This is a genomic window from Mycobacterium lepromatosis, from assembly GCF_000975265.2.
Taxonomy (GTDB): Bacteria; Actinomycetota; Actinomycetes; order Mycobacteriales; family Mycobacteriaceae; genus Mycobacterium; species Mycobacterium lepromatosis.
Genome location: NZ_CP083405.1, coordinates 2,153,141 through 2,177,213 on the forward strand (window position 1 = coordinate 2,153,141; position 24,073 = coordinate 2,177,213).

At 58.4% G+C, this 24,073-nt stretch carries 18 protein-coding genes and 8 pseudogenes; 11 read left to right on the top strand and 15 right to left on the bottom strand.

What is annotated here, in order from left to right; translation table 11 throughout:
* Positions 1–84 precede the first annotated feature (84 nt).
* The 4 genes and pseudogenes from MLPF_RS10310 (at position 85) to MLPF_RS10315 (ending at position 3,779) form a co-directional block, all read left to right on the top strand.
* Positions 85–1,485 (top strand): zinc-dependent metalloprotease, encoded by a 1,401-nt coding sequence (locus MLPF_RS10310; protein WP_420329580.1) that lies wholly within the window; start codon positions 85–87, stop codon positions 1,483–1,485.
* Between the two features lie 11 nt (positions 1,486–1,496).
* Positions 1,497–1,631, top strand: a pseudogene (locus MLPF_RS17660) (cyclodehydratase); the annotation flags it as partial.
* Positions 1,632–1,766: 135 nt separating this feature from the next.
* Positions 1,767–1,884: pseudogene (locus MLPF_RS17665) on the top strand (cyclodehydratase); the annotation flags it as partial.
* A 560-nt stretch (positions 1,885–2,444) separates the two neighbouring features.
* On the top strand, positions 2,445–3,779 hold the full coding sequence (locus tag MLPF_RS10315) for a macrolide-binding ATPase MABP-1 (RefSeq protein WP_045842621.1): 1,335 nt from the start codon (positions 2,445–2,447) through the stop codon (positions 3,777–3,779).
* Positions 3,780–3,884: 105 nt separating this feature from the next.
* Here MLPF_RS10315 and MLPF_RS10320 read toward each other — a convergent pair.
* The 3 genes and pseudogenes from MLPF_RS10320 to MLPF_RS10330 form a co-directional block, all read right to left on the bottom strand.
* Positions 3,885–4,125 (bottom strand): annotated as a pseudogene (locus tag MLPF_RS10320) (WhiB family transcriptional regulator).
* Positions 4,111–4,409: pseudogene (locus MLPF_RS10325) on the bottom strand (hypothetical protein); the annotation flags it as partial. The pseudogenes MLPF_RS10325 and MLPF_RS10320, both read right to left, overlap by 15 nt.
* A gap of 186 nt (positions 4,410–4,595) precedes the next feature.
* Entirely contained in the window at positions 4,596–6,734 is a 2,139-nt protein-coding gene (locus MLPF_RS10330) for an ATP-dependent DNA helicase UvrD2 (RefSeq protein ID WP_045842620.1), read from the bottom strand.
* 185 nt (positions 6,735–6,919) lie between these two features.
* On the opposite strand from MLPF_RS10330, the gene MLPF_RS10335 reads away from it, so the two are divergent.
* Positions 6,920–7,087 carry a hypothetical protein gene (locus MLPF_RS10335; RefSeq protein WP_272946075.1) on the top strand — a complete coding sequence of 56 codons (168 nt, stop codon included), beginning with the start codon at positions 6,920–6,922 and terminating at the stop codon, positions 7,085–7,087.
* A gap of 1,274 nt (positions 7,088–8,361) precedes the next feature.
* Here the strand turns inward: MLPF_RS10335 and MLPF_RS10340 are convergent.
* Positions 8,362–9,252 carry a decaprenyl diphosphate synthase gene (locus MLPF_RS10340; RefSeq protein WP_045842619.1) on the bottom strand — a complete coding sequence of 297 codons (891 nt, stop codon included), beginning with the start codon at positions 9,250–9,252 and terminating at the stop codon, positions 8,362–8,364.
* Positions 9,245–10,051 carry a DNA repair protein RecO gene (gene recO, locus MLPF_RS10345; protein ID WP_045842639.1) on the bottom strand — a complete coding sequence of 269 codons (807 nt, stop codon included), beginning with the start codon at positions 10,049–10,051 and terminating at the stop codon, positions 9,245–9,247. The genes MLPF_RS10340 and recO overlap by 8 nt, the downstream gene beginning before the upstream one ends.
* Before the next feature lie 65 nt (positions 10,052–10,116).
* On the opposite strand from recO, the gene MLPF_RS17670 reads away from it, so the two are divergent.
* A complete protein-coding gene (locus MLPF_RS17670) occupies positions 10,117–10,803 on the top strand; it encodes an amidase family protein (protein WP_420329579.1) in 687 nt (228 codons plus the stop codon).
* Positions 10,804–11,078: 275 nt separating this feature from the next.
* On the opposite strand, the gene MLPF_RS17675 is transcribed toward MLPF_RS17670, so the two are convergent.
* The 9 genes and pseudogenes from MLPF_RS17675 to hrcA all read right to left on the bottom strand — a co-directional run bounded on the left by MLPF_RS17675 (position 11,079) and on the right by hrcA (position 18,969).
* Positions 11,079–11,243, bottom strand: a complete 165-nt coding sequence (locus MLPF_RS17675; RefSeq protein WP_427901936.1) for a hypothetical protein — start codon at positions 11,241–11,243, stop codon at positions 11,079–11,081.
* Positions 11,244–11,479: 236 nt separating this feature from the next.
* Entirely contained in the window at positions 11,480–12,382 is a 903-nt protein-coding gene (gene era / locus MLPF_RS10355) for a GTPase Era (protein ID WP_045842618.1), read from the bottom strand.
* Positions 12,383–12,505: 123 nt separating this feature from the next.
* Positions 12,506–12,821 (bottom strand): annotated as a pseudogene (locus MLPF_RS10360) (cytidine deaminase).
* A pseudogene (locus MLPF_RS10365) lies at positions 12,817–14,005 on the bottom strand (hemolysin family protein); the annotation flags it as partial. The pseudogenes MLPF_RS10365 and MLPF_RS10360, both read right to left, overlap by 5 nt.
* Positions 14,002–14,538, bottom strand: a complete 537-nt coding sequence (ybeY, locus tag MLPF_RS10370) for an rRNA maturation RNase YbeY (protein WP_045842617.1) — start codon at positions 14,536–14,538, stop codon at positions 14,002–14,004. The gene ybeY and the pseudogene MLPF_RS10365, both read right to left, overlap by 4 nt.
* Before the next feature lie 30 nt (positions 14,539–14,568).
* Entirely contained in the window at positions 14,569–15,618 is a 1,050-nt protein-coding gene (locus tag MLPF_RS10375) for a PhoH family protein (protein WP_045842616.1), read from the bottom strand.
* Positions 15,619–15,924: 306 nt separating this feature from the next.
* The gene (locus MLPF_RS10380; protein ID WP_045842615.1) at positions 15,925–16,698 is read right to left on the bottom strand and encodes a 16S rRNA (uracil(1498)-N(3))-methyltransferase; all 774 of its coding nucleotides are present in this window, start codon (positions 16,696–16,698) and stop codon (positions 15,925–15,927) included.
* A 30-nt stretch (positions 16,699–16,728) separates the two neighbouring features.
* Positions 16,729–17,865, bottom strand: coding sequence for a molecular chaperone DnaJ (dnaJ, locus tag MLPF_RS10385; protein ID WP_045842614.1), 1,137 nt, complete (start codon positions 17,863–17,865; stop codon positions 16,729–16,731).
* 72 nt (positions 17,866–17,937) lie between these two features.
* Positions 17,938–18,969 (bottom strand): heat-inducible transcriptional repressor HrcA, encoded by a 1,032-nt coding sequence (gene hrcA / locus MLPF_RS10390; RefSeq protein WP_045842613.1) that lies wholly within the window; start codon positions 18,967–18,969, stop codon positions 17,938–17,940.
* 796 nt (positions 18,970–19,765) lie between these two features.
* Between hrcA and MLPF_RS10395 the strand changes: the two are divergent.
* The 3 genes and pseudogenes from MLPF_RS10395 to MLPF_RS10405 all read left to right on the top strand — a co-directional run bounded on the left by MLPF_RS10395 (position 19,766) and on the right by MLPF_RS10405 (position 21,407).
* Positions 19,766–20,083, top strand: a pseudogene (locus tag MLPF_RS10395) (type II toxin-antitoxin system VapB family antitoxin).
* Positions 20,084–20,193: 110 nt separating this feature from the next.
* A pseudogene (locus MLPF_RS10400) lies at positions 20,194–20,803 on the top strand (carboxymuconolactone decarboxylase family protein).
* Positions 20,804–21,110: 307 nt separating this feature from the next.
* Positions 21,111–21,407 carry a hypothetical protein gene (locus tag MLPF_RS10405; RefSeq protein ID WP_045842612.1) on the top strand — a complete coding sequence of 99 codons (297 nt, stop codon included), beginning with the start codon at positions 21,111–21,113 and terminating at the stop codon, positions 21,405–21,407.
* Positions 21,408–21,436: 29 nt separating this feature from the next.
* Here the strand turns inward: MLPF_RS10405 and MLPF_RS10410 are convergent, their stop codons facing one another.
* Positions 21,437–21,934, bottom strand: a complete 498-nt coding sequence (locus MLPF_RS10410; protein ID WP_045842611.1) for an MTB12 family secreted protein — start codon at positions 21,932–21,934, stop codon at positions 21,437–21,439.
* Between the two features lie 1,218 nt (positions 21,935–23,152).
* Here MLPF_RS10410 and MLPF_RS17680 point away from each other — a divergent pair.
* Together MLPF_RS17680 and MLPF_RS17685 are read left to right on the top strand one after the other, a co-directional pair.
* Complete coding sequence (locus MLPF_RS17680; RefSeq protein WP_082082311.1) at positions 23,153–23,341, top strand: hypothetical protein; 189 nt, start codon at positions 23,153–23,155, stop codon at positions 23,339–23,341.
* 324 nt (positions 23,342–23,665) lie between these two features.
* Entirely contained in the window at positions 23,666–23,908 is a 243-nt protein-coding gene (locus MLPF_RS17685) for a hypothetical protein (RefSeq protein WP_427901937.1), read from the top strand.
* Positions 23,909–24,073 lie beyond the last annotated feature (165 nt).

Sequence of the window (24,073 nt, forward strand, 5' to 3'; positions counted from 1 at the left end):
GACTCTCATCGGGCCCATTCGGCTAAGCTATAAGCATGACCCGGGGTGGCGCGTTCTGTCTCGCCTGTGAGTACCGTTGACAGTGTGGCTAACCCGCCTTTCGGCTTCTCCTCCGGAAACGACTCCCCAAACGATGAGTCGGGACGCGACAAGCACGGAAAAACCGGCCCCGATTCCGGCTCAAGCGCATCAGACCCGCTAGCTTCGTTCGGTATGAGTGGGGACTTCGGCATGAGCGACCTGGGACAGATCTTCACCCAACTGGGTCAGATGTTCACCAGCGCTGGCACCGCAATGACCGCGGACAAACAACCCGGTCCAGTCAACTATGAATTGGCACGACGAGTTGCATCGAGTTCGATAGGGTCTGTCGCACCCATCCCGGCAACCACAAGCTCGGCAATCGGCGATGCGGTACACCTCGCCGAGACCTGGCTGGATGGGGTTACCGCGCTGCCTGCAGGCACCACCAAAGCGGAGGGCTGGACCCCCGACGACTGGGTTAACAACACCTTGGAGACGTGGAAACAGCTATGTGATCCGATGGCCCAACAAATCTCGACAGTGTGGGCGGCATCGCTGCCTGAGGAGGCCAAGAGCATGGCCAGCCCGCTGCTGTCGATGATGTCGCAAATGGGCGGCATGGCGTTCGGTTCGCAACTGGGCCAGGCATTGGGTCAATTGTCCCGCGAAGTGTTAACCTCGACCGATATCGGTCTGCCGTTGGGACCCAGGGGCGTCGCGGCTATGCTGCCACATGCTGTCGAGTCCTTCGCGAACGGGCTCGAACAAACACGCAGCGAGATCCTTACCTTCCTAGCCACTCGTGAGGCTGCACATCACCGCTTATTCAGCCATGTGCCTTGGCTGGCCGGTCAATTGCTGGGCGCCGTGGAAGCCTATGCCGCGGGTATGAAGATCGACATGAACGGAATTGAGGAGCTAGCACGCAACTTCAACCCAACCTCTCTGTCCGATCCCGCCGCCATAGAGAAGCTGCTGGTTCAGGGCGTTTTCGAACCCCAAGCAACCCCGGCACAGACCCAGGCACTGGAACGGCTGGAGACTCTGCTGGCGCTGATCGAGGGCTGGGTGCAGGTAGTGGTGACCGCGGCGCTGGGCGATCGGATCCCAGGTGCCGCCGCGCTCGGCGAGACGCTGCGCCGACGTCGAGCCAGCGGTGGCCCGGCCGAACAGACATTCGCCACGCTGGTCGGCTTGGAGCTGCGGCCACGTAAGTTGCGGGAGGCCGCCGTGCTCTGGGAGCGCTTGACCCAGGCTGCCGATGTGGAACCCCGTGATGCTGTCTGGCAACACCCGGACCTGCTGCCCTCTGAGGGGGATCTCGACGACCCGGCCAGCTTCATCGACCGAATTATCGGTGGCGATACCAGCGGTATCGACGAGGCGATCGCCGAACTAGAGCTGGACCATGGCAACTCCGATGGTGGGAACTCCGGCTCTGGTGGTCCTGTAGATAACTGATCGAGACGTAAATGCCCGTCTCGAGTCATGCCGCAGGCTGCGCCCTAACCTCTATACGCTTGGACCCCGCGACACCGGTGCTGCTGCGGCCGGACGGCACGGTGCAGGTCGGTAGGGATCCCCGCAAGACCGTGTTGGTCCGTCCACCAGTACGGCCCCGCAGCGGTGGAGTTAGCTGCGCTGCTGCAATCCCTGTGATCATCGACACCGATAGCCAAGTTGCAGCGGCAAGCCGGCCTGGGGGTTCGGATAACGCACAGCAGCCAGTATGCATGCCAGTCACTTCCGCGGTGGATCTGGTGGTCGTTGTTGGACCACCTGGTAGCCGACTTGCGCATGGTGCGCGATTTACACAACCGGGAGTGTGGTGTATCGCACCTTACAGTTCGTGTCCGTGACGGCACCAGCCTTACGGGGCCGCTGGTCATCATCGGCGTTCGTTACTGGCTGCCAAGCTTTTGCAGTCGCTTCGGTGCGCTAACAGGAGGTAGTACTCGGTTCCGGACCACCCTCGGCGTTGAACACCACATTGGAGTTCGATCCGGGCGCCGGCTCCATCGTCACGCACCAATGGAACAGATATCCGTTGTGTTCATGGTGACAGCGATAGCTAACTTGCCGAGGCCTGCCTTAACTGTGTCGCTACCGATCGTCCCGGGTCCGGGACAAATCAAGCATACGCTCTTGCCAAATCGTCTGAAATCCTCTCCTTCAACATGCGATCATTGCGGTGTTTACTCAGCGTTTCGACAATCGCCCTAAACAGAGCTATGTTGCAGCGTTTGCTTTCCCTCCATGGCTTTCCGGTACCATCCTTCGAACATACGTTTCAATGAACCCCAAGATTGAACCTGCACGGAGTAAATTGGCTCGACGCTGGATGATGCGGGTCAAAGGCCGCATGAAGTAGCCGTTTGATCAGGTTATGGCCATATCACGTTCATGGCGCGCCCACCGTCATGGATGATGGATGTGTGGCAGACATCAAACGTGGTCAGGCTGCGCGCAACGCGAAGCTAGCCAGCATTCCGGTCGGCCTTGCCGGGCGAGCGGCGCTCGGGCTTGGCAAACGACTGACTGGCAAGTCGAAAGACGAGGTCAACGCCGAGCTGATGGAGAAGACCGCCCACCAGTTGTTCAGTGTCCTGGGCGAGCTCAAGGGCGGGGCAATGAAAGTAGGCCAGGCATTGTCTGTGATGGAAGCCGCGATTCCTGAGGAGTACGGCGAGCCCTACCGCGAAGCCCTGACCAAGCTGCAAAAGGACGCCCCGCCGTTGCCGGTCAACAAGGTGCATCGGGTGCTCGACGCCCAGTTAGGCATCAAGTGGCGGGACCGGTTCAGCTCGTTCAACGACACACCGGTGGCCTCGGCCAGCATCGGCCAGGTGCACAAAGCGGTGTGGTCCTATGGCCGCGAAGTGGCGGTCAAGATCCAGTATCCGGGTGCTGATGAGGCGTTGCGTGCCGACCTCAAGACCATGCAGCGGATGGTTGGAGTACTCAAACAACTCTCTCCCGGCACTGACGTCCAAGGTGTGGTAAACGAATTAATCGAACGCACCGAGATGGAACTAGATTATCGACTGGAGGCCGACAACCAGCGTGCTTTCGCCAAGGCATATCAAGGCGACCCACGCTTTTTGGTGCCACACGTGGTGGCGAGCGCACCGAAAGTGGTGATCCAGGAATGGATCGATGGTGTGCCGATGGCCGAAATCATCCGTAACGGAACCGCCCAACAACGTGACCGTATGGGAACACTGCTCCTCGAACTCACCTTCGATGCACCACGTCGAGTGGAAATGCTACACGGCGACGCCCACCCAGGCAATTTCATGCTGCTGCCTGACGGCCGGATGGGCGTCATCGACTTCGGCGCTGTCGCGCCACTGCCTGGTGGTTTCCCAGTCGAGCTGGGGATGAGCATCCGATTGGCCCGGGACAAAAACTACAACCTGCTGCTGCAGACGATGGAGAGGGCCGGCTTAATCCAGAAAGGCCGACAGGTGTCTGTGCGCGACATTGAAGAGATGATGCGCCAGTACGTAGGACCGATCGAGGTCGAGGTTTTCCACTACACACGTAAATGGCTGCAAAGAACGAGCCTAGACCGGTCGATGTCGCAGATCAGGACGGCACGGCAGTTGGATCTTCCGGCTAAACTGGCCCTTCCCATGCGGGTGATCGCGTCGGTGGGCGCGATCCTCTGCCAACTCGACGCGCATGTGGCGACCAAGGCGCTGACCGAGAAGTTGGTTCCCGGTTTTGCCGAGCCCGATACCGCCGTCGTCTAACTCCCCAAGAGTGCACCTACGAGGCAGTCTCTTCAAGGAAGAGGTCGACAGTTGCACTTTCGTGACCTAATGTCTCTAAACAACGACGACATTCCTGCACCGTCATCAACAAGGATGCTTGCGATTCACGATCAAGCCTCGATCAAAGATTTCACCGCACCACACACCCCAATGTTCGGTCCACTCCAGCGGCTGCCGTCAGGCACTGGCAGCGGATCGGGCAACTCGCGCAGAACGTTTTGGCGCACTCCAGGTCTGCTGGGGTCTCAGCGAGCCATACGTCGGGGTTGTCGACATGGCAGGGCAACGCTGGCAGCGTCTGTTTAGGGATACATGTCCTTTTCACCTGCTTCCTGGTTTGGTGGCTGTCTTTCTTCAAGGATCCGTACCATGTTGGGGGTTATTTGCCCCGAAGAACTGTGACCACGGATCCTAGTGATTTCTGGTCCGTGGCCATCTGGAGAAAATCAGGTTGACTAGCTGACTATGATGTCTATCATATGTAATTCGGTATAGCCCGCGATCCGCGGACGATTATTGTCTCGGCGAAGCGGTACTAACCCGCCGCCGATGTGGCGGCATAAGGGTTCCCGCAGTCAGCACAGCTGCAACCACACCCGCACCAAACATGTTGTTGTATATTCAATCATCGTGGCCGCCCTCTTCTCCGTTTCTCCTGCCTGTAAACCTGACTTCAGCAGCCATAAGCGCCAGCCAGCAAAGTGCGGATTTGCGTGCAACGGTAGCAGCCGGCAGTTGCAACTGATTTTCTTACCTGTGCGTTTCTCTGCTATCAGTTAACCTAGGTACGGTCTATCAGGTCTGCGTCCTAGCCGCGCCGGGACGGCCACGAACTAACTGCAGCACGTCCGACCCGTATTGCTCAAGTTTGCGTACGCCGATACCCGGGACAGCGATCAACGCGGCCTCATCGGCAGGCAGCAACTCGGCAATCGCGATCAACGCGTTGTCGGTTAAGACGACGTAAGCAGGCACATTCTGTTCCTTGGCAGTGCTAAGCCGCCACGCTTTGAGCTGCAGCAACAATTCTTCGTCAACGTCTGCGGCACATGTTTCACACCGCTGCAGCATGACGGCAGCGGACGTGGTCAAGCCGCTGTTGCAGATACGGCAGCGCAACGTAGCGGTCCGATTACGCCGGGGTCTGCTCGACGCAGGATTTCGACGCATCTGTGGCGCGATGCCGTTGAGGAACCGCGATGGCTTGCGACTCTGATATCCACCCGGAGTTCGCGATAACGCCCAGCTAAGTGTCAAATATACTCGGGCCCTGGTGATTCCAACATAAAGCAGTCGACGCTCCTCCTCGACAAGCTCGCTGTCGGCACCATGCTCCAACGCGCGCGAGATGGGTAATGTTCCGTCGACCAATCCGACTAGGAACACCGCATCCCACTCAAGTCCTTTGGCGGCATGCAATGAGGCCAACGTGACGCCCTGTACCACCGGTGGGTGCCAGGCATCAGCCCGCAACCGAAGCTTGGCCAGCAACCCCGGAAGATCCAGCCACGGACGCTGCGCCACTTCGTCGTCGGCCAATTCAGCCAGTGCAGTCAACGCTTCCCAGCGATCCCGGGCTCGGCTGCCGACCGGCTGCTTAGCCGTTAGCCCCAATGGCTCCAGAACACCGCGGACCACGTCCGACAATGGGCCGTTCGGGCCTGTTTGGGAGCTGTGCTCCGAACTGCGCTGCAGGGCTAGCAGCGCCTGTTTGATCTCCTGGCGGTTGAAAAATCCCTCGCCGCCGTGGACCTGATAGGCAATCCCCGCCTCAGTCAACGCCTCCTCGTACGCCTCGGACTGCGCATTGACCCGGTAAAGCACCGCGATCTCGGATGGCGAAGTGCCGGATTCGATAAGTCGAACAATTGATATTGCCACGGCAGCAGCCTCAGCAGGCTCATCGGAATACTCGTGAAACGACGCGGCCGGACCCGGCTCACGCTGGCCGGACAGATGAAATTTGCTGACCGCAGCCCGGCCATGAGCCGCTGCGATCACCTGATTTGCAAGCGACACCACCTGTGGAGTAGACCGGTAGTCGCGCTCCAGGCGCACCACCGTGGCATCGGGAAACCGTCGGGAAAAGTCAAGCAGGAAGCAAGGTGAGGCCCCAGTAAACGAGTAGATGGTCTGGTTGGCGTCGCCAACCACAGTCAGATCATCTCGATCACCCAACCAGGCCGAGAGCACCCGTTGCTGTAGCGGGGTGACGTCTTGGTACTCATCGACTACAAAACAGCGATAACGGTCCCGGAACTCCTCGGCTACCGCTGCGTCGTTCTCGATCGCGGCGGCGGTGTGCAGCAGCAAGTCATCAAAGTCGAGCAGTATGCCGCCTAGGACGCCATTGCCGTGGGTCTTGAGGGCTTCGTAGGCGGCGTAGACGCCCGCGATTTGCGCGGCGTCCAGCGGGGTGGCTCTACCGGCAGCGGACACGGCAGTCACGTATTCTTCGGGCCCGATAAGCGAGGCCTTGGCCCATTCGATCTCGCTGGCCAGGCCACACACATCATCAGTGCCAGCGTACAGCCTAACGCTACGAGCCGCCCGCGCAACAGTGGCAAACTTGCTGTCCAACAGCTGCCAGCCAATGTTACCGATCACCCGAGGCCAGAAATACCGCAACTGGCGATGCGCGGCAGCGTGAAAAGTCAAGACTTGCACGACGCCACAATCCGAAACAGCCTGTGCGGAGGTGCCAAGCGTTCTCAACCGGGAGCGCATCTCCCCCGCTGCACGCTGGGTGAATGTCACCGCCAGCACCTGCCCAGCAGCGACTTGACCAGCACCAACAAGTTGAGCAATGCGGTGAGTGATGGTGCGGGTCTTCCCCGTTCCGGCGCCCGCAAGCACGCAAACAGGTCCGCGTGGAGCCAGCACGACCTCGCGCTGCTTGTTGTCCAATCCAGCAATCAATGGATCTGCGACCATTAGCTATAGGATCCATCTTGGCAGCCGAGGCCAAGAAGCCTTGCACATCGCCAAGCCCGTTGCCTCGCTCAGTGTCAAGGCCTGGCTCACCAAGCCTGCATATTCGTAGAGCCACGATAAGTACTTACGGCCAATGCTACACCTAGCATATTCCATATCACACAACGTCGTGGTGCGACTCCTAGGTGCGGCTAAAGACAGCTGCTCGAAGCCGACGAACTCTCTACGACGAGGTCGACATCGACCACAACGCCCCGACCACGGAGCTCGTCAACTCGGTCAACGGGCAGCAACAGGACGATCCCGACAGGGAAGTTCGCCGATCGGTCGACATTGACCAAACTCGAGCGTGAGTGCAGTCCAGGCTAGCCGAGGTCACCGGCTAACGACGCCGGCACCGACCTCCATAGTCATGCTGGGGCCCGGTCACCTGCGCCGATGACCTAATCGTCTGAACTTATGTTCAGCATTGCATCCGGACGCCCTTACCCAATACGGTTGAGAAACCGCATTTGTTAGCGACGATGCCCGTACCGTAATGCCAAAGCCCCAGCCGATCGAGGACAACGGTCCGTAGAAAGCATGCATAACCTGAAGCTAACAGGTTCAAGTTACTAGGCCGTTAACATTCCGGAGAACGGGATTAAAAGGCCACTGTCGTTGATCCACAACACTTTTAACGGTAGATCGGCCTTCATCGTCTGTGGCCTTGCGATTGTCATGTTGGCTTGTTCACACCCGAGTGCGCCGGCCAAACCGACCACAGCCACGTCACTCACGTGGTGACGTGAAATCGTTGATCGTCAGCGTCGTTGATGTCATCCACATTGCTAACTTCGCCGACCTCACACTACAGACAATGGCGGACTTTCGTCAGCCATCTACGGGAAACATAAATACTCCCGGTCCATGGCGGGCATTGGGAAATAACTTTTCACATTCGCCAGCGGCTGAACATAGTTTCGTGGGATGTCGTATAGCGGTACGACCGATGACCTAGAACCAGACAAAATAACCCCGATCGATCAGGCTGTCGCTGGTTATCCAAATTACGGTGTCGTGCGCGGCACTCGATCAGTTGGCCACATCGCTGACAGAGTATGCAGCCTTACACGACAGTGCCTACGATTCCGCTTTAGAGAAACTGGATCCCACCACCTTAATACTGAGCTCCCTCGGATGGAACCAACAATATCACGTCAAGTCGTTAGTTTCGATGTACATCGGTGTATTGGTACTTGAACCAGCACACGGGATCGTCGATAATTTCCCGAAAACGGCCCCAGGAATTTTTATACCTCAACATAACATCCGCGGTTTTGAGGCCAGGCTTTTCGGGGTTGCTTTACACGGCCTATTAACTGACCTTCCCGACCAGAGTCACCGCGCCAATATTTGGTATCACGTGCATACTTTGCCACTCGGTCACTGATCCTCTTGGTTCAGCGACAAATCCCACATCAATATTTGAACATGAGTGACACCATGTCGAGGTCGGAGACGATACGGGCCACCGCAACAACGCGAACGTACCGTCAATCTGCACCTTGAGCGCGCCGGCGGTTTCCTCCTCGGTGGGTAACACGCCTCGGAGGACCAATGCGAGTCGCTCTTGTAATAGAGAGCACTATGCACTCCCGAAACGTCGACTGCGCGACGCGTATTCCTCACACGCCGCCCACAAATCACGGCGGTCATAATCGGGCCACAACTTATCCTGGAAAATGTATTCAGTATATGCCGCCTGCCACAACATGAAATTGCTGGACCTCTGCTCCCCCGAAGTCCGCACGAAGAGATCGACATCGGGGATGTCTGGCCACTGCAGGTGCCGTGTAATCGTGGACTCGGTTATCCGCGCCGGATTGAGCCGGCCTGCAGCTGCCAGACGAGCAATTTCTCTTGTGGCTTCTGAGATTTCGGTGCGACCGCCGTAATTGACACAATAATTGATGGTGATGACGTCGTTATCCGCCGTCATGTGTTCCGCAATGGCCAATTCATTGATGACGCTATGCCATAAGCGAGGTCGCGACCCTACCCACCGGATCCGGACCCCCATCTCCTTGAGATTCTCCCGACGCCGTCGCACTACATCGCGGTTAAAACCCATCAAAAAACGGACCTCTTCGACAGACCGCTTCCAGTTCTCGGTAGAGAAAGCATAAAGACTGAGCCACTTGATCCCGAGTTCGATAGCGCCGCAGGCAACGTCGATGACCACCGCTTCACCCATCTTGTGGCCCTCGGTGCGGTGCAGTCCGCGTTGGTTGGCCCAACGGCCATTGCCGTCCATCACGATGGCGACATGAGTCGGCAACTGGGCGGCCGAGAGCCGTGGAGCAACGGCTTTCGACGTGTGCTGGGGCGGACGCCTCGGCCCGCCGTCGGGTGATGGCGGCAGCGCCGGGAAGACGACCGGCCAGGTCGACTTGTCGGGAAAGGTTGGGTAGTCGTCAGGTGCAGCGGGCAGCTGCGGAAAATCCGTGGACTTCAGCGTGCGCTCGTTCCTAACCACAGGCCATATCTTGCCGGACCAGCGCTGCGCGCCGTTCAGCTATGGAACGATCGACTTGGTATGACTGATATGTTCGTTCCACCAGAGGTAATGTTTTCAGCTGCCGTTCCAAATGCCACTGCAGGTGTGCGGCCACCAATCCGCTGACGTGGCTGCGGTGGGACTGCGGCGCCTGCTGGGCGGCTTCCCAATCGCCGTCGTGCAGCGCAGACATCAGTTCCAGCACACCCAGCGGTGGTGTAATCGAACCGGCCGGGCGGCAATGCACACAGACACTGCCCCCAGCGGCAATGTGAAACGCCCGATGCGGACCGGGTGCGGCACAGCGGGCACACTCGTTCAACGCTGGAGCCCAGCCGGCGATCCCCATGGCACGCAGCAGATAGGCATCCAACAGCAGGTCGCGAGGCCGGTTTCCGTCAGCCACCGCGCGCAGCGCGCTCACCGTGAGCTGATGCAAAGTCGGGGCGGGAGCCCGTTCTTCACCAGCGAGACGTTCGGCGGTTTCCAGCATCGCGCACCCGCAAGTGTACCGGCCGTAATCACTAACGATTTTGGTGGCGAACGCGTCAATCGAGACAACCTGAGTGACGATATCAAGGTTGCGGCCGAGGTGCAGTTGCGCATCGATATACGCGAACGGCTCCAGTCGGGCGCCGAATTTACTGCGAGTGCGACGCACACCTTTGGCCACCGCACGCACCAGCCCGTGATCGCGGGTCAGCAAGGTGACAATCCGGTCGGCTTCGCCGAGCTTGCGCTGGCGCAGCACTACCGCCCAGTCCCGATACAACCGCATCACAACAGTTTTGCACCCCACCGCGATATCTCGGGTATCCGCGCCGATAGTCTCGTAACCCATAGTTGGCGCTTTATGTATCCGGCAAGAAACGCCTACCCACACTAACTGACTTGCTTGACCAACTGGCCACACACTCAGCTATTGCCCAAGAATTGGCGCAACGTTCCCTAGAGGCCATCGAGATCAGCAAGCCCACGTTGAACGCTTTCCGTGTGGTGCTCATCGAGTCCGCACGGGCCGCCAGCTACACGACGCCGTTGCTCGACACCCCGATCGCGATACAGGATGACGTCGACGTGACAGAAGCGCCAAATGACTTGGGTGCCGAAAGGTATATGCAACCCGCCACCCACGACGCCGAAGTCATTTGCCACCTGAAGACGGCTGACGCAGTCATCTTAGGCAAAACCAACACCTGTGAGCTCGGTCAATGGCCATTCACTATAGGCCCAGGACTTAATATATACTTGAAATTCCTGTTTACGTTAGGCAGACACCAGGAAGATCGTCCGGCGGTGACTAGGGCCGCGATGGCCGCGGCCCTAGTCACCGCCGCCATTGGCTCCGATAGCGGCCGCGTCCGGATATCTGCAGCATGGACGCACCTGGTGGGTATCAAACCGCAACACGATCGCATCTTCACCTGGCCGTTACCGGAGGCATTCAACGGCATCACGGTCAATGGCGTGCTAGCCTGCACAGTGGCCGATACGGCATTTGTGCTCGACAGAAGCATCCGGCAACGTTGAGGACGGTCTGCACAAACCATGCCCGGTGACGGATCAGACTACCTTGACATCGCTCCTGGTCCGCTCAACATTGATCTGTCAAACTTGTTACCTTTCAATGTTTTTCGTGCCAAGTTGCACTCCGAGATTCTGTCCGCTACCCACAGGGTGGCCAAACAACTTGAGTTGCTTGGCCACACCGTAGTAACTGGCAACCCAGACCACAGCCATCAGTTGTCGTGGGACTTTCTCGCCCGTTCCACCTCCGGCCTGGTGGACTGGCAGGAACAGCTGGGTTACAGCGTTGTCTGGACCGCCGCACCGTTACCAATCCGCGCACAGGCCATGTACTCGGGGAAGTCATTCTGCGCAGCGCACGCCAACACGAAGACGTTGACCAGCGTCGCGTCGGTTCGATCTTCGATATCGACGACGTCGTCCTGGTGCCCACCACCGCGCAACCACCATAACTGGCACGAGCCTTCTACCGATTGGACTCTTTTAGCACCGATCGTGCCAGGATCACCGCGTGTCCGGTGACATGGCCGTGGAATGTACTGGGCTGGTCGTCGATCAATGTGCTGACAAAGTGCACCACCAAAGGGGTTGCCGATCGGTGTACGGCTGGGCAAGCAAGCAGCCGGAGGTATGGGGGAACACCGTCAAGCCGCAGAGCTCCACGCAAGATTGAGCTAACTCAAAACCCTAGTCGGTCAAGTTGTTTAGGGTTGCGCTGCCAGTTTTTGGCTACATTGACATGCAAGTCGAGATAAATATTGTTCCCTAACAGCTTCTCGATCTGGCGCCGTGCCGCGGTACCCACCTCCCGTAACCGGGCACCGCCCTTGCCAATGACGATTCCCTTCTGACTTGGCCGCTCAACATAAAGCACAGCGTGCACGTCAATCAGGTCGCCACGACCTGCCCGCGGGTTGACCTCGTCAATCACCACCGCCAGCGAATGTGGCAGCTCATCGTGCACTCCTTCCAAAGCGGCCTCGCGGATCAGCTCTGCCATCAAAAGTTCTTCCGGCTCGTCAGTCAGTTCACCGTCTGGGTAATACGCCGGACCCGGAGGCAAAGCAGCAGCCAGCACATCTATCAGCACGTCGACCTGGTCACCCGTCTCAGCCGAAACCGGCACGATCTCGGCTGCTTCGGTGACAAGGTCACTGACAGCGACCATTTGTGCGGGCAGCCGGTCTTTGGGCACTTTGTCAATCTTGGTGACGATAACGACGAGCGTCGTTTTCGAGGCGACCGACCGAATCTGGTTAACAATCCATCGATCCCCTGGACCCGGTGACTCATCAGCCGGGATACACAGTCCGATGACGTCCACCTTTGTATAGGTTTCGCGCACCAAGTCGTTAAGCCGCTTACCCAAAAGCGTGTGCGGCCGATGCAGGCCGGGAGTGTCGACCAGAACGATCTGGAAGTTACCCTTCCTGTGCACGATCCCTCGAATGGTGTGTCGGGTAGTCTGCGGCTTCATCGAAGTGATCGCTACCTTGGCGCCGACCAGCGCGTTGGTCAGTGTCGACTTGCCGGTATTCGGCCGACCGATCAAACATACGAAGCCTGAACGGAATTCAGCCATAGCCACCGGAGACGATGCGCGCCGTATAACGCCGCGAGGTAAGAGTACCGCCCGTTTGCGGGCGAAAACCGGGAAATCGGATCCGGACTACCGCCAAATTTTGCACCAAGTGTACAGTCGTCGTCATACCCCGTTCCCGGTTCCATCAATCAGGATTACCACTGCTGTTGGGGACAGTTTACGAACCGTGACGATACCGGGCTCGTCCACGGAACTGACCACCAGCACCCCGACCTCCAACCCGCTTCGACACACTGGGCATGGCGACTGCCGCCTGCAAACTGGTTGGCTCGAACCTTGACAAGGTCACTGGCGCAGCGGCATATGTGCGACCGTCGACGTCACGAACCACGGCACCATTGCCGGCTTCAGTGCGCGCCATCGCAGCCCACACCAGCAGCACCAACTTGGCTTCTTCAGCATCCAGCGGCTCAGCCATGCGACACCACTTCGGCGCCGGGCGGCGGTACCCTGCCCAAGTCCAGAACCAGCAGGCCACCTACCGTGTCAACGTCGAGATCATAGTCGAATTCCATGCCGTACGGCTCACCGACGTCTTCGATCGGCAGCCGAGCTGAAACCCGGAAACTTTTTCTAACCAAGCATTCTACTGGAGCGGTCTCAGCGTGGTCATCTTCGTCGGCGATCTCGCCGACGATTTCTTCCAGCACATCTTCGATACCGACCAAGCCAGCTATCGCACCGTACTCGTCGACCAACAGAGCCATGTGGTTACGGTCACGCTGCATTTCACGCAGTAACGTGTCCAACGGCTTGGAGTCCAGAACAAACACCGCCGGACGCATCACCTGCGACACAACCGTGTCTCGACCGTGATCAGGAGAGAAGAACGTATGCTGAACAAGATCTTTCAGGTAAACCACCCCAACAATGTCGTCGACATTCTCACCGATTACCGGAATACGTGAATAACCACTACAAACGGCCAGAGTTGTCGCTTGAGTGGCCGACTTGTCACTTTCAATCCAAATCATCGCGGTGCGCGGCACCATCACCTCACGGGCTGGGGTGTCGCCCAATGCGAAGACTGATTCGATCATCCGGCGTTCGTCGGCGGCAACCATCCCACGTTGCTACGCCAGATCGACGACTTCGCGGAGCTCAATCTCGGAAGCAAATGGCCCGTTCCGCAAGCCGCAACCCGGAGTAAACGCGTTGCCGACAACCATCAACAACCGACTGATCGGCATCAACAGCCATGAGATCGCCTGCAAAAGAAGGGTTGTCGCCAACGAAATCGAGTATGCGTTCTGGCGGCCTAGGCTGTGTGGGCCAAAGCCGATAACCACGAAGCTGACCACCACCATGGTAGTCTCAGCAACGAACACAGCCCAGCTCAGACCAAAGTTGCCATAAAAGGAACACTACTAGCAGCACGGTATCGATAATTTCACACGCGATCCGCAAAAGCATCACCAGGTTGATGTAGCGCGGCCGATCGGCCATCACCTTGAACAGCCTTCCCGCTCCTGGACGTTCGTCGCGAACTAACTACTGCACCCGGGTCAGCTACACGGTGCTAATGGCAGCGTCGATCGCAGCAAACAGTCCACCCAGTCCAATCAACGTGATCACGCAGATCAACTGATTCATTCCGGTCATAGCTGGTCGAAATACCTTGACTTGTCTAGCAATCGACAGTCCTTCTCGCTCTGACGGTCATGCCGATAGGCCCGTATCTGTTCGGCCCCCCACTCTTCCAGTAACCTGCCCTGCAGGGCGAACATCTCCTTCTCCTCGTCTGGCTCACCGTGGTCGTAGCCGAGCAGGTGAAGTACACCATGAATTGTCAGCAGCGCTAACTCATGTCCGAGGCTGTGGCCCGCTGTGGCCGCCTGCTGCGCGGCGAACTCTGGGCACAACACAATGTCACCCAACATGGAGGGCCCTGGCTCAGCGGCGTCGGGTCGACCACCCGGCTCGAATTCATCCATCGGGAAGCTCATTACGTCCGTCGGCCCAGGCAGGTCCATCCAGCGCATATGTAAATCGGCCATCGCTGAGGTGTCCAGTAGCACCATCGACAGCTCCGCTGCTGGGTTGACGTCCATTTTGGTGATGACAAACCGCGCGACGCTGGCCAGTTCCGCTTCAGAGACGTCGAAGCCTGACTCGTTAGATACTTCAATACTCATAAGATGCTCACGGGACTGTTCACGCCACCATCATCGACGATTGCGAGCACCCGACGTCCGCCGAGCCGCCCGATTCATCCCCAAGTCGTGCTCCTCATATTTGGCATAGGCGTCAACAATCTCCGCCACCAGCTGGTGTCGCACCACATCCACACTGGTCAGCTCCGCAACGTGTATGCCGTCGATGTTCTCCAGGATATCGACCGCCGCGCGCAGACCCGACATGGCACCGCCCGGCAGGTCAATCTGAGTGACGTCGCCGGTGACAACAACTTTCGATCCGAAACCCAGTCGGGTAAGAAACATCTTCATCTGCTCAGCGGTGGTGTTCTGCGCCTCATCGAGGACGATGAACGCGTCGTTAAGTGTGCGACCTCGCATGTACGCCAACGACGCTACCTCGATGACACCGGAAGACATCAGCTTCGGGATCAGCTCGGGGTCCATCATGTCATACAACGCATCATACAGCGGCCGTAGGTAAGGATCTATCTTCTCGCTCAAGGTGCCCGGCAAAAAGCCAAGGCGCTCACCGGCTTCTACTGCCGGACGAGTCAAAATGATCCGGGTCACCTGCTTGGTCTGCAACGCGTTGACCGCCTTGGCCATGGCCAGATACGTCTTCCCGGTGCCGGCCGGACCGATCCCGAAGACGATAGTGTTCGCGTCGATCGCGTCCACGTAGCGCTTCTGATTCAGCGTTTTAGGTCGGACCGTCTTACCGCGGTGCGACAAGATAGCCAAGGTGAGGACTTCAGCCGGTGACTCGTTACCGGTACCAACCAGCATAGCCACACCGTGGCGCACCACTTCCGGCGTCAACGGCTGACCTCTGGCCAGGATGGCAACCAACTCGGAGATCGCCCGCTCGGCGAGCGCAACCTCGGCTGGCTCGCCCGAAAACGCAACAGTGTTGCCACGCACATGCAGATCGGCGCTCAACATACGTTCGAGGGCACGCAAATTCTCGTCTGCTGAACCCAGCAAGCCCACAACGAGGTCAGGCGGAACATCGATGGTGCTGCGAACGTGCACAGAGGCCAATGATGCGTCAACAGCGCTGGTCTCGTGGTGCGTCACGTGGTTACCGATGCCTGCCTGCTTGGCCTGTCAAAAGGTGGGTCAACACGGGTTGCTCGACAATTTTAGTCTACGCCTGGAGACCTAGTTGGTCAGCTGTTCATTAGCGTATTCGCTGGAAAATCCTTATCCTGCACCTGGTGAATCTGGGCAGCGCTGGCGACCGACAGTACGTCGCTGTAAAACCACAGATCCTGACCTGCACCAGCAAACACCCCTGATCGCAACTGTTGGCCATCGCCTGAACCCCCTCCTCGCACTCGCACGTCGTGAGACCATAACGACGTGGGCGAAGCGTGACTTGAGTTACAGGATCGATGAAGCATCCCACCGGGAAGTGAGCACACCCAATGCGCCCAATGCCACCGTAGCCGCGGTCGACGTCCGCAGCACGGTGGGACCGAGCCGGACCGCGACGGCGCCCGCCTTAGTCAATGCGGCAATCTCGTCTGGCGCGATACCGCCTTCGGGACCGACCACCAAAATAAGCGAATTTGTTTGCGCTACAGAGACATCCACAAAGACGTCGACCAACCGATCGGTTGCCGACTCGTGCAAAGCCAGCACCGCGGCACCGGCGGCTATCTCATCCCGGATCCGCTGCAGCAGTGCCACAGTGGTCAGCACCCCATCGACCGACGGGATGTGCGCCCGGCGAGACTGCCGGGCCGCCGCGCGGGCTACCGCACGCCACCGGCGCAGACCCTTGTCCACCCGGACCCCGTACCAGCTGGTCACACAACGATCAGATTGCCACGCCACGAACGCATCGGCACCGGCCTCGGTGGCCATTTCGATGGCCAACTCTGAGCGTTCAGCCTTGGGCAACGCCTGCACCACAGTCACTGACGGTCGCCCCGGCGCGACGGTCCAGTGCCCCAGCACCCGAGCACGTAGCCCATCGCGCCCGGCCTGCTCGACCAAGCAGTGAGCAAGGCCGCCAGCGCCGTCGCCAAGCACCAGCTCCTCGCCGGGACGGATCCGGCGCGCCGTGACCGCGTGAAACCCTTCGTCGCCGCCCACCACAGCTACCGCACCGGTATCGGGCAATGCGTCGACGTAGAACAATGTACTCACCAAATGTAGGAGCCCCTACAACTGTTAAACGTGCTAACGACTGGTAAAGGTCTCGCGCAGACGGCTGAACAGTCCGCCGCCGGCCGCATGCGTCGAGCGAACCTCGGCCACGTCACGGCTGCGACGACTCTTCAGTTCGCGTAGCAGTTCGGTGTCATGCTGGTCCAGCCGAGTGGGGACCATCACCTCGACATGGACATGCAAATTGCCCCGAGTGTTGGAACGCAAGTGGGGCATCCCTTGGCCGCGCAATTCGATGACCGAACCCGGTTGCGTCCCAGGCAAAATATCGATCTCACTCATGCCACCCAAGATGGCATCTACGGTGATCGTGGTGCCCAGCGCCGCGTCGACCATAGGCACCGAAACCGTGCAGTGCAGATCGTCTCCGTCGCGAACAAAGATGTCGTGGGCCTGCTCGTGGACCTCGACATACAAGTCGCCTGCTGGCCCTCCCCCGGGCCCAACCTCCCCCTGGGCGGCGAGCCGGACCCGCATCCCGTCACCAACACCGGCGGGGATCTTAACGATGATCTCCCGACGGGCGCGCACCCTACCGTCGCCAACGCATTGGCAGCACGGGTCGGGGATTACGACCCCAACACCCCGGCAGGTGGGACATGGCCGCGCCGTCACCATCTGACCTAGCAGTGAACGCTGCACGGTCTGCACCTCCCCACGACCACCGCACGTGTCGCAGGGTATCGGCGCAGAATCGCCGTTGGTGCCCTTTCCCTGGCATCGGTCGCATAGCACCGCGGTGTCAACGGTGACCTGCTTGGTGACACCGGTTGCGCACTCTTCAAGGTCGAGCCACATCGGCAACAACGAGTCCGACCCCGGCCGCACCCGACCGATGGGACCACGTGATGCCGAACCTCCGCCGAAGAAGGCTTCGAATACATCACCTAAGCCACCAAAGCCGCCGAACCCTGACGCAGATGCTGCGGCGTTTTCCATTGGATCCCCGCCCAAATCGACGATTCGACGCTTCTCCGGGTCGCTCAGCACCTCGTAAGCCATGCTGATTTCCTTGAATTTCGCCTGCGCAGCCTCATCGGGATTGATGTCGGGATGCAGTTCGCGCGCTAGCTTGCGATAGGCACGCTTGATGTCCGCATCGCTGGCATTCCTGTTCACGCCGAGCAGCCCGTAATAATCGCGTGCCACGCCTAACTCTCCTAGCAGCGTCTTATGCCGCTTCTAAGCGGCTGTCCATAGATTCCGTAGCGGGTGCGTGTTTCACCGGGCACCCAAAACTTCGCCGATATACAAAGCAACCGCAGCGACACTGGCGATAGTTCCCGGATAATCCATCCGAGTAGGCCCCAGCACACCCATGCCGCCGTAGACAGTACCCGAGGTGCCGTAGGCGGTGGACACCATCGAGGTACCCATTATCTGCTCAGCCGCCGTTTCGTGACCAATACGCACAGTCACCTTGCCAGCCTCCTGCTGAGCGGCTAGCAGGCGCAAGACCACCACCTGCTCTTCGAGCGCTTCTAAGATGGATCGCAGTGAACCACCGAAGTCCGCAGAGTTACGGGTCAGGTTGGCAGTGCCACCCAGCAACAAGCGTTCTTCGGTATGCTCGACTAGCGATTCCAGCAATACACTCGCCGAGCGGACGACGGCGTTAGCCAGCCCGCCTGTACCCCGAAACTGTCCGACGAGGTCGGCCACCGCGGCCGAGGCCGCCGGCAGTTTCTTGCCTCCCATCGCCTGGCTGAGCATTTCACGTAGCTGGGAGAGCTGGTAATCGTCGATAACATCACCGAGTTCAGCGATACGCTGATCCACCCGACCGGACTCAGTGATAACCACCATCAGCAACCTGGCCGGGCTCAGCGCGATCACTTCCAGATGGCGAACGGTCGACGTCGACAAGGTCGGATACTGAACCACGGCCACCTGACAGGTCAGCTGAGCCAATAGTCGCACCGCGCGGCGCAGCACGTCGTCGAGGTCGACACCGGACTCCAGGAAGCTTTGGATCGTCCGCCGCTCGGCCGCTGATAGCGGCTTAACGTCTTCGAGTCGATCGACAAACTCGCGGTAGCCCTTCTCCGTGGGCACTCGCCCGGAGCTGGTGTGCGGCTGGGTGATGTACCCTTCGGCCTCTAACACCGCCATATCGTTGCGGATAGTTGCGCTGGACACGCCTAAGTTGTGACGCTCCACCAAAGCCCTTGACCCGATCGGTTCCTTGGTAGCGACGAAGTCGGCTATAATGGCGCGCAGCACCTCGAAGCGACGCTCGTCGGCACTTCCCACCGCCAGTCCACCTCCTTAGTCACGTTCATTTTACGGTCTCACAATGGCACTGGCCGTCATGAGCGGCCGTCGAGCGGTTGTACACCCACCTAAGCCGCTTGGAGGCTGGCCTTGCGCTCAAGAGGACCAAACCGAATGCCAGTTCGACGCCCCAACATGGTGGATCTTGGATAGTGGATCGGAAATATAGATCGAGATAGATTGAGCATGACGGTCGAAGGCTGAACTTGTCCGTTGACTCGGACCGCCGACGAGTTGTTGGTATGGCTTACGCCCACCCCATCGCCGGCCCAACCGTCCGCTAAGCTAGGTCTTGCTGAACTGGCAAAGCAACAAAGCCCACCGAGTGAGCTTAGGATATCTGGACATCATCCACCATACCGCTCCACACCCACACAACCCCAATGGACATTGTGCTGTCACTAAGCGAAGAATTCACCGACACCTGCGAACCCGCTGGAATCAGTGATGGTGCAAGAATACCGCATTCATGTTTGCGACACCACCACAGATCGGCGTCTTGATCGACCGATTAGAGAAACGTTTGTCGGCGATGACCGCCTACGCGCAGCGACGGTTGTCTTGGATCGACCTAACTCGATGCGCCTGAGCCAATTACCTCACCAACCTGAACGCTAAGGTCATCATTGATGTTTTGTCTTGGAGCAGCCAAGGTTGTCGACAGCCCTCCGTGCAGCCAGAGTGCGACCTACTGGGCCCAGGATTTTCCCGGCTAACCTGCTAGGCTCATGACACCTAGTCGAGTTTGAGTGACGCGTCAACGGAAGTTGCACAGATGGTCTTCAAAAACGCCAAGGACGGCAAGCCATACCCCCGAGCATGGGCTGTCCTACCGGAACTGGGCAAAGATACTGCCGCAGCAGATTAGGCTCGACAACTTGGTTACCACAACGACCGTTCTCGCGCTCAACCGGTTTTTGTCGGAAGAGTCCACGTTCTATGACAACCTTTTCTCGCATGCCGTGAGGTGGCAAGGGGGCACTTATCGCGAAGATAGCCTGCATAGGTGTAGTGCGCACCGCGCTAAACAATCGCACGGTGCTGCATGCGGAAGATCTTTGACATGAACCTACCGATGGGCAAACGGACCTAAGGCCCGAGTGCCATTGGTAAACCGGTCACGTTTCGTGGCCACCAGGTGTCGACTAGGTGAAGACAAAATCAAAATCTCAACAATCTTAGCTCGAGATCAGGAAGTTCGCCATGTCCCGGCTGATCAGAGTCGCCGACCACGACGCCGGCTTGAGCGCCAAAATCGCCTTTTTCTTCACTAAGTGGAAGTTGGCCGCAGACGGCTGGTCTGGAAACTGGCAAAATGCTCGAATCGCTGCGGCTATACGCGTATGCTCAATTCTTACAGCAGGCTAACGCAGGCTGAATCGAAACTGGGTATTCTCCATCGGCGCCACCGCTCGCTGGCCTAGCTGGAAAGCATCGACAACGATTCACTGCAAATTCTGCATCGACCTGGGTTCGCAGATCGTCCGCGAGTGGAGGATCACCAACGAAGAACTGCTGGCTATGGCCGATTACCAGAACGCCTCCTACTTCTCCTAGGTCGACAAACTGATCCTGGAATACGCCACCGCGATTAGCTGCACCCCGGTTGAAGTGAGCTACGAGTTTTTAGATGCGCTGCGCCTCCTCTACTGCAACACCGTCCAGCTGGTGAGACTGACCCACGTCATCCACGCTGGGCAACCTGCGAGCCCACTTCAACCTCACGCTCAGCATCAGGTTATCTGGCTTTTCCACCAGCCGGGTCTGCGCGCTCCCTGACAACAGCCAGCAGCCGGATGCCAACGGCAAATGATTGCGGATGGGTCCGAGACGCCCTTGATGGCGCGCTTCGAAGCAAAGCCTTAATCGCCAGTCGGACGTCCTCGAATACCGCATGCTGTGCTCGGTCGACGCTCAAGACGCCGTAAAGGAAGTGTGACTACAGCTGAGCAGCACTGAGGAGTCCGAGTTCAACCATGTCAATCTAGAGACCTGGCTGACCAGTCGTGCACCGAAGCATCTAGCACACGGATTCGGTTCTCGACGGAAACATCGCCGCGCAATGCGAAGCAGTCAACGCGTTATGCGCAGCCGGACATAGCGGCAACTTCGACCGGTTGGTGTCGGTGCCGCATACCGGCGTAGTGCTGCGCGGTCATGTCGGACCCGGTGCCGCCGGGCCCGTGCTGTCCAAGTTGTGCCCCTCAGGCGCCAAACTGGCTCGCAGCTATGCGCTGTCGGAACGCGAAATGCGCGCTGCGACCATCCAAAGGCGCCGTCAACACGGTCATTTACGCGGCCGGTCAAGCAACAACGATCATGGGGTTCGTCATACGCGACGGGCGGATCGCCGCGATCGACGTGCGGTCGATCGGCAGCAGATCAACAAACTCGACCTGAACGCCTTGAATCGGTAAAGCGCAGACAGTGACGGGATTCGCGGTGCTTAGCGCCCCGCGAACTGCAGCAATTTCATAGCGGAGTGGCGCGACAGCATCCAGCTACCCCGATTGATGAAGGTGACGTTCTGCGTCACCGGAGGGTGGAGTTTCGGACCCGAAACGGAAACGTCAGCCGTGGCTGAACCACCGGTGCCCGGTTGAATATTCGTCACGCTGAACAACAACGGCAGGTCACCGTTCTGGGCCGCTTTTTTCAGCTCGCGGTCGCCAATATGAGCCTCTGCAGAACCGATTCCGCCTTCGACCAACTTGCTCTTGTGCACGAACGAAACATCTGGATTGACAATGCTATCGAGCAACTTGGTCAATTCAGCTGCGGTCGGCACATCCGCGGCCGGATCTTCCGGAAGCGGCACACCGAAGGCAGCGGGTTGTATGTGGGACGCAGCCGGGTCCGTCGGGATAGCCATCGACGTCAGGCCGTCGGCGGCGACTCCGAGTATGGCCAGCACCACATAGGTGGCGATGAACTTCATGGTCATCTCTTTCTCTTCGATTGGGATGCACTGTGGCGGACGATCACAGACTGACAAAGCTGTTCATGTGTTCTATGGATGATGTACCTGGTGCGCACCTTGTCCCTATGTGTTTTGTATCTCGAGCTACCATGCTACCTTCGAGCTAGGTTCGGCTGCGCTGAGCAACCTGTGTCGAAACTATGCAGCAACTCAAGATCTTCTATCTTCGGCTAGCAAGCCTGGTTAACCCCCGTTGGGCAAGCGATGTCGGCACTGATACTGCCGCATGAACAACTCGCGCCACCACCGGCGGCGTCCAGGTCCAATCACTCGGTGCATCCGCTCCAGTCGCCAGGCGACGTACGCGACGACCATGCTAAATGATGATCACGACGGCGAGTACACTGAAGCAGGCCCAGGCACCCCTCCCACGGGTAAAGCGGCGCAAGCGCCACGGTTCCAACGCGCCCACTCAGGTAGTAGAACGTCCGATATAACCCAACCCCACTGGATCGCTCCGCACCACCGGCTTCGGCAGAGTATCCAGTCGCGTAGGATTGCTCCCAGAACACGCCAGTGCAGGACACAGCGAGACCAGCGGATCACAGTCGGTGTCGTCCCGGATGAACGTGAGGCTTAGGCTGAGCAGCGACACCGCGCTGGCCAGACCGTAGGTGCACGGCCGACCGACTCAGATGATTCAGCGCTCCAGCCACGGGTGGGACGACGGCTACGAAAAATACTGCGAACACCACGCCGCTCTAAGCCATATTCAGACCAAACCGCGGTGTAGTCGGGATGGCAAGTCGTGCTATATCGTAAAAGCTGCGTCGAGGTGCACCCTTCGCTGGTTTCGAACGCCCATATAGTGATCCTGATAACTGTCTCGGCCGCCCCTTATCAAAGCTTACAGGGTACATTCGAACATCGAGCGCACAAACCCGCGTGTGTACCGAACTGCGGATTGGCCTGAGCAAGTCTAAATTTCGACATTTGCCTGGATGTTCTCTGGTCAGCTCCGCTGACATTCGATACTTGCGTGATCACGGTAGCAAGCACAAGAGAGCCGCTCAAATGCTTCAAGAATTCTCAAATTTTTCAAGAATTTTGGGATAACTTCACCCACAACCTGTTCAAGCCACTCCTGCTGTTCTTCTGCTGCAGGTTCTTGATCCCAGTCCAGAAGGCAAGCTTCGAATTTCCGTATGCGATCTACCAGAGCTTGACCTCCCATAGTACCTTTTGCTGGCCATCGGCTGGTACGGATACGAAGAACTAGCCGAGGTCAAACATAGCGAAATCAACAACATCGCTGGCTTTTTAGTGCTCGTCTTCGTGTTGAACTTCCTCATCAGAAGACTCGCCTACTTGTTGTTCTTGAGCCGTTTGAGCTGGATGCGGAGAGTGGACGTAGCGACTGTTCGCTGGTGATTACGTGCGTACTCGACAGAGACCATATACAACTTGCCTAGCCATGCTTGCGGTGATGGACATTCCAAGTACCTAGTTGCAGTAGAGTTTGTCGTGCGACTCCGGCACAAGGGTGTAAAAACCAAGTCGGGTACATGCCCAATAAGTCAGGCTACACCACGCCGGTCACAGCAGGGATCGGACCATGCGGCGACCGCTGTATAGCCAAACCCTGGAGGCCCAGAACGAACGGGACGTCGAGCAAAAGCTGCAACTCTCGAAGAAAAACTAGCGCATACAAACAGGTAGCCCAACTAAAGCGCGCCGATGGAGGAACCCCAGAGAATGCCCGTATTCTCTCGTAAGCGGTCGCAGGAAACTGTCCTCAAACCTGGACTTGTCCTTCCCAGCGGCGGCATCACTCATCAGCAGGCTGCAGAGACAATTCAAGTCGTTCAAGACGAAGACAAATTCTTGGTCCTGGCTTTCCAGGGCGTGCTGTGTCTGTTCCTGCTCGAGATAAGTATAGCGGCATACCGGGCAGCTAAACGACCTGCAATCGGCTGGCTTCAGCTTCATCATGTCTGACCTGCTGGTGCCTAAATCCCTTCACCCCGCTTGGGATCATCCTCGCGCATAGCCTACCCCACACCGGGTGCAAACCGGGAACCTACATGCTGTTCGCGGTGCTATGTGGAACAACGTTCTACATCGTCGTCCTCGCGATCTGGCTGCTGACGATCCCCGAGGTCA

Excerpts from the sequence above, each read along its gene's own strand:
- MLPF_RS10315 (WP_045842621.1), top strand. The coding sequence starts at position 2,445 with ATGGATGATGGATGTGTGGCAGACATCAAACGTGGTCAGGCTGCGCGC.
- MLPF_RS10330 (WP_045842620.1), bottom strand. The coding sequence starts at position 6,734 with ATGGTCGCAGATCCATTGATTGCTGGATTGGACAACAAGCAGCGCGAG.
- recO (WP_045842639.1), bottom strand. The coding sequence starts at position 10,051 with ATGCGGTTGTATCGGGACTGGGCGGTAGTGCTGCGCCAGCGCAAGCTC.
- era (WP_045842618.1), bottom strand. The coding sequence starts at position 12,382 with ATGGCTGAATTCCGTTCAGGCTTCGTATGTTTGATCGGTCGGCCGAAT.
- ybeY (WP_045842617.1), bottom strand. The coding sequence starts at position 14,538 with ATGAGTATTGAAGTATCTAACGAGTCAGGCTTCGACGTCTCTGAAGCG.
- MLPF_RS10410 (WP_045842611.1), bottom strand. The coding sequence starts at position 21,934 with ATGACCATGAAGTTCATCGCCACCTATGTGGTGCTGGCCATACTCGGA.
- MLPF_RS17685 (WP_427901937.1), top strand. The coding sequence starts at position 23,666 with ATGCCCGTATTCTCTCGTAAGCGGTCGCAGGAAACTGTCCTCAAACCT.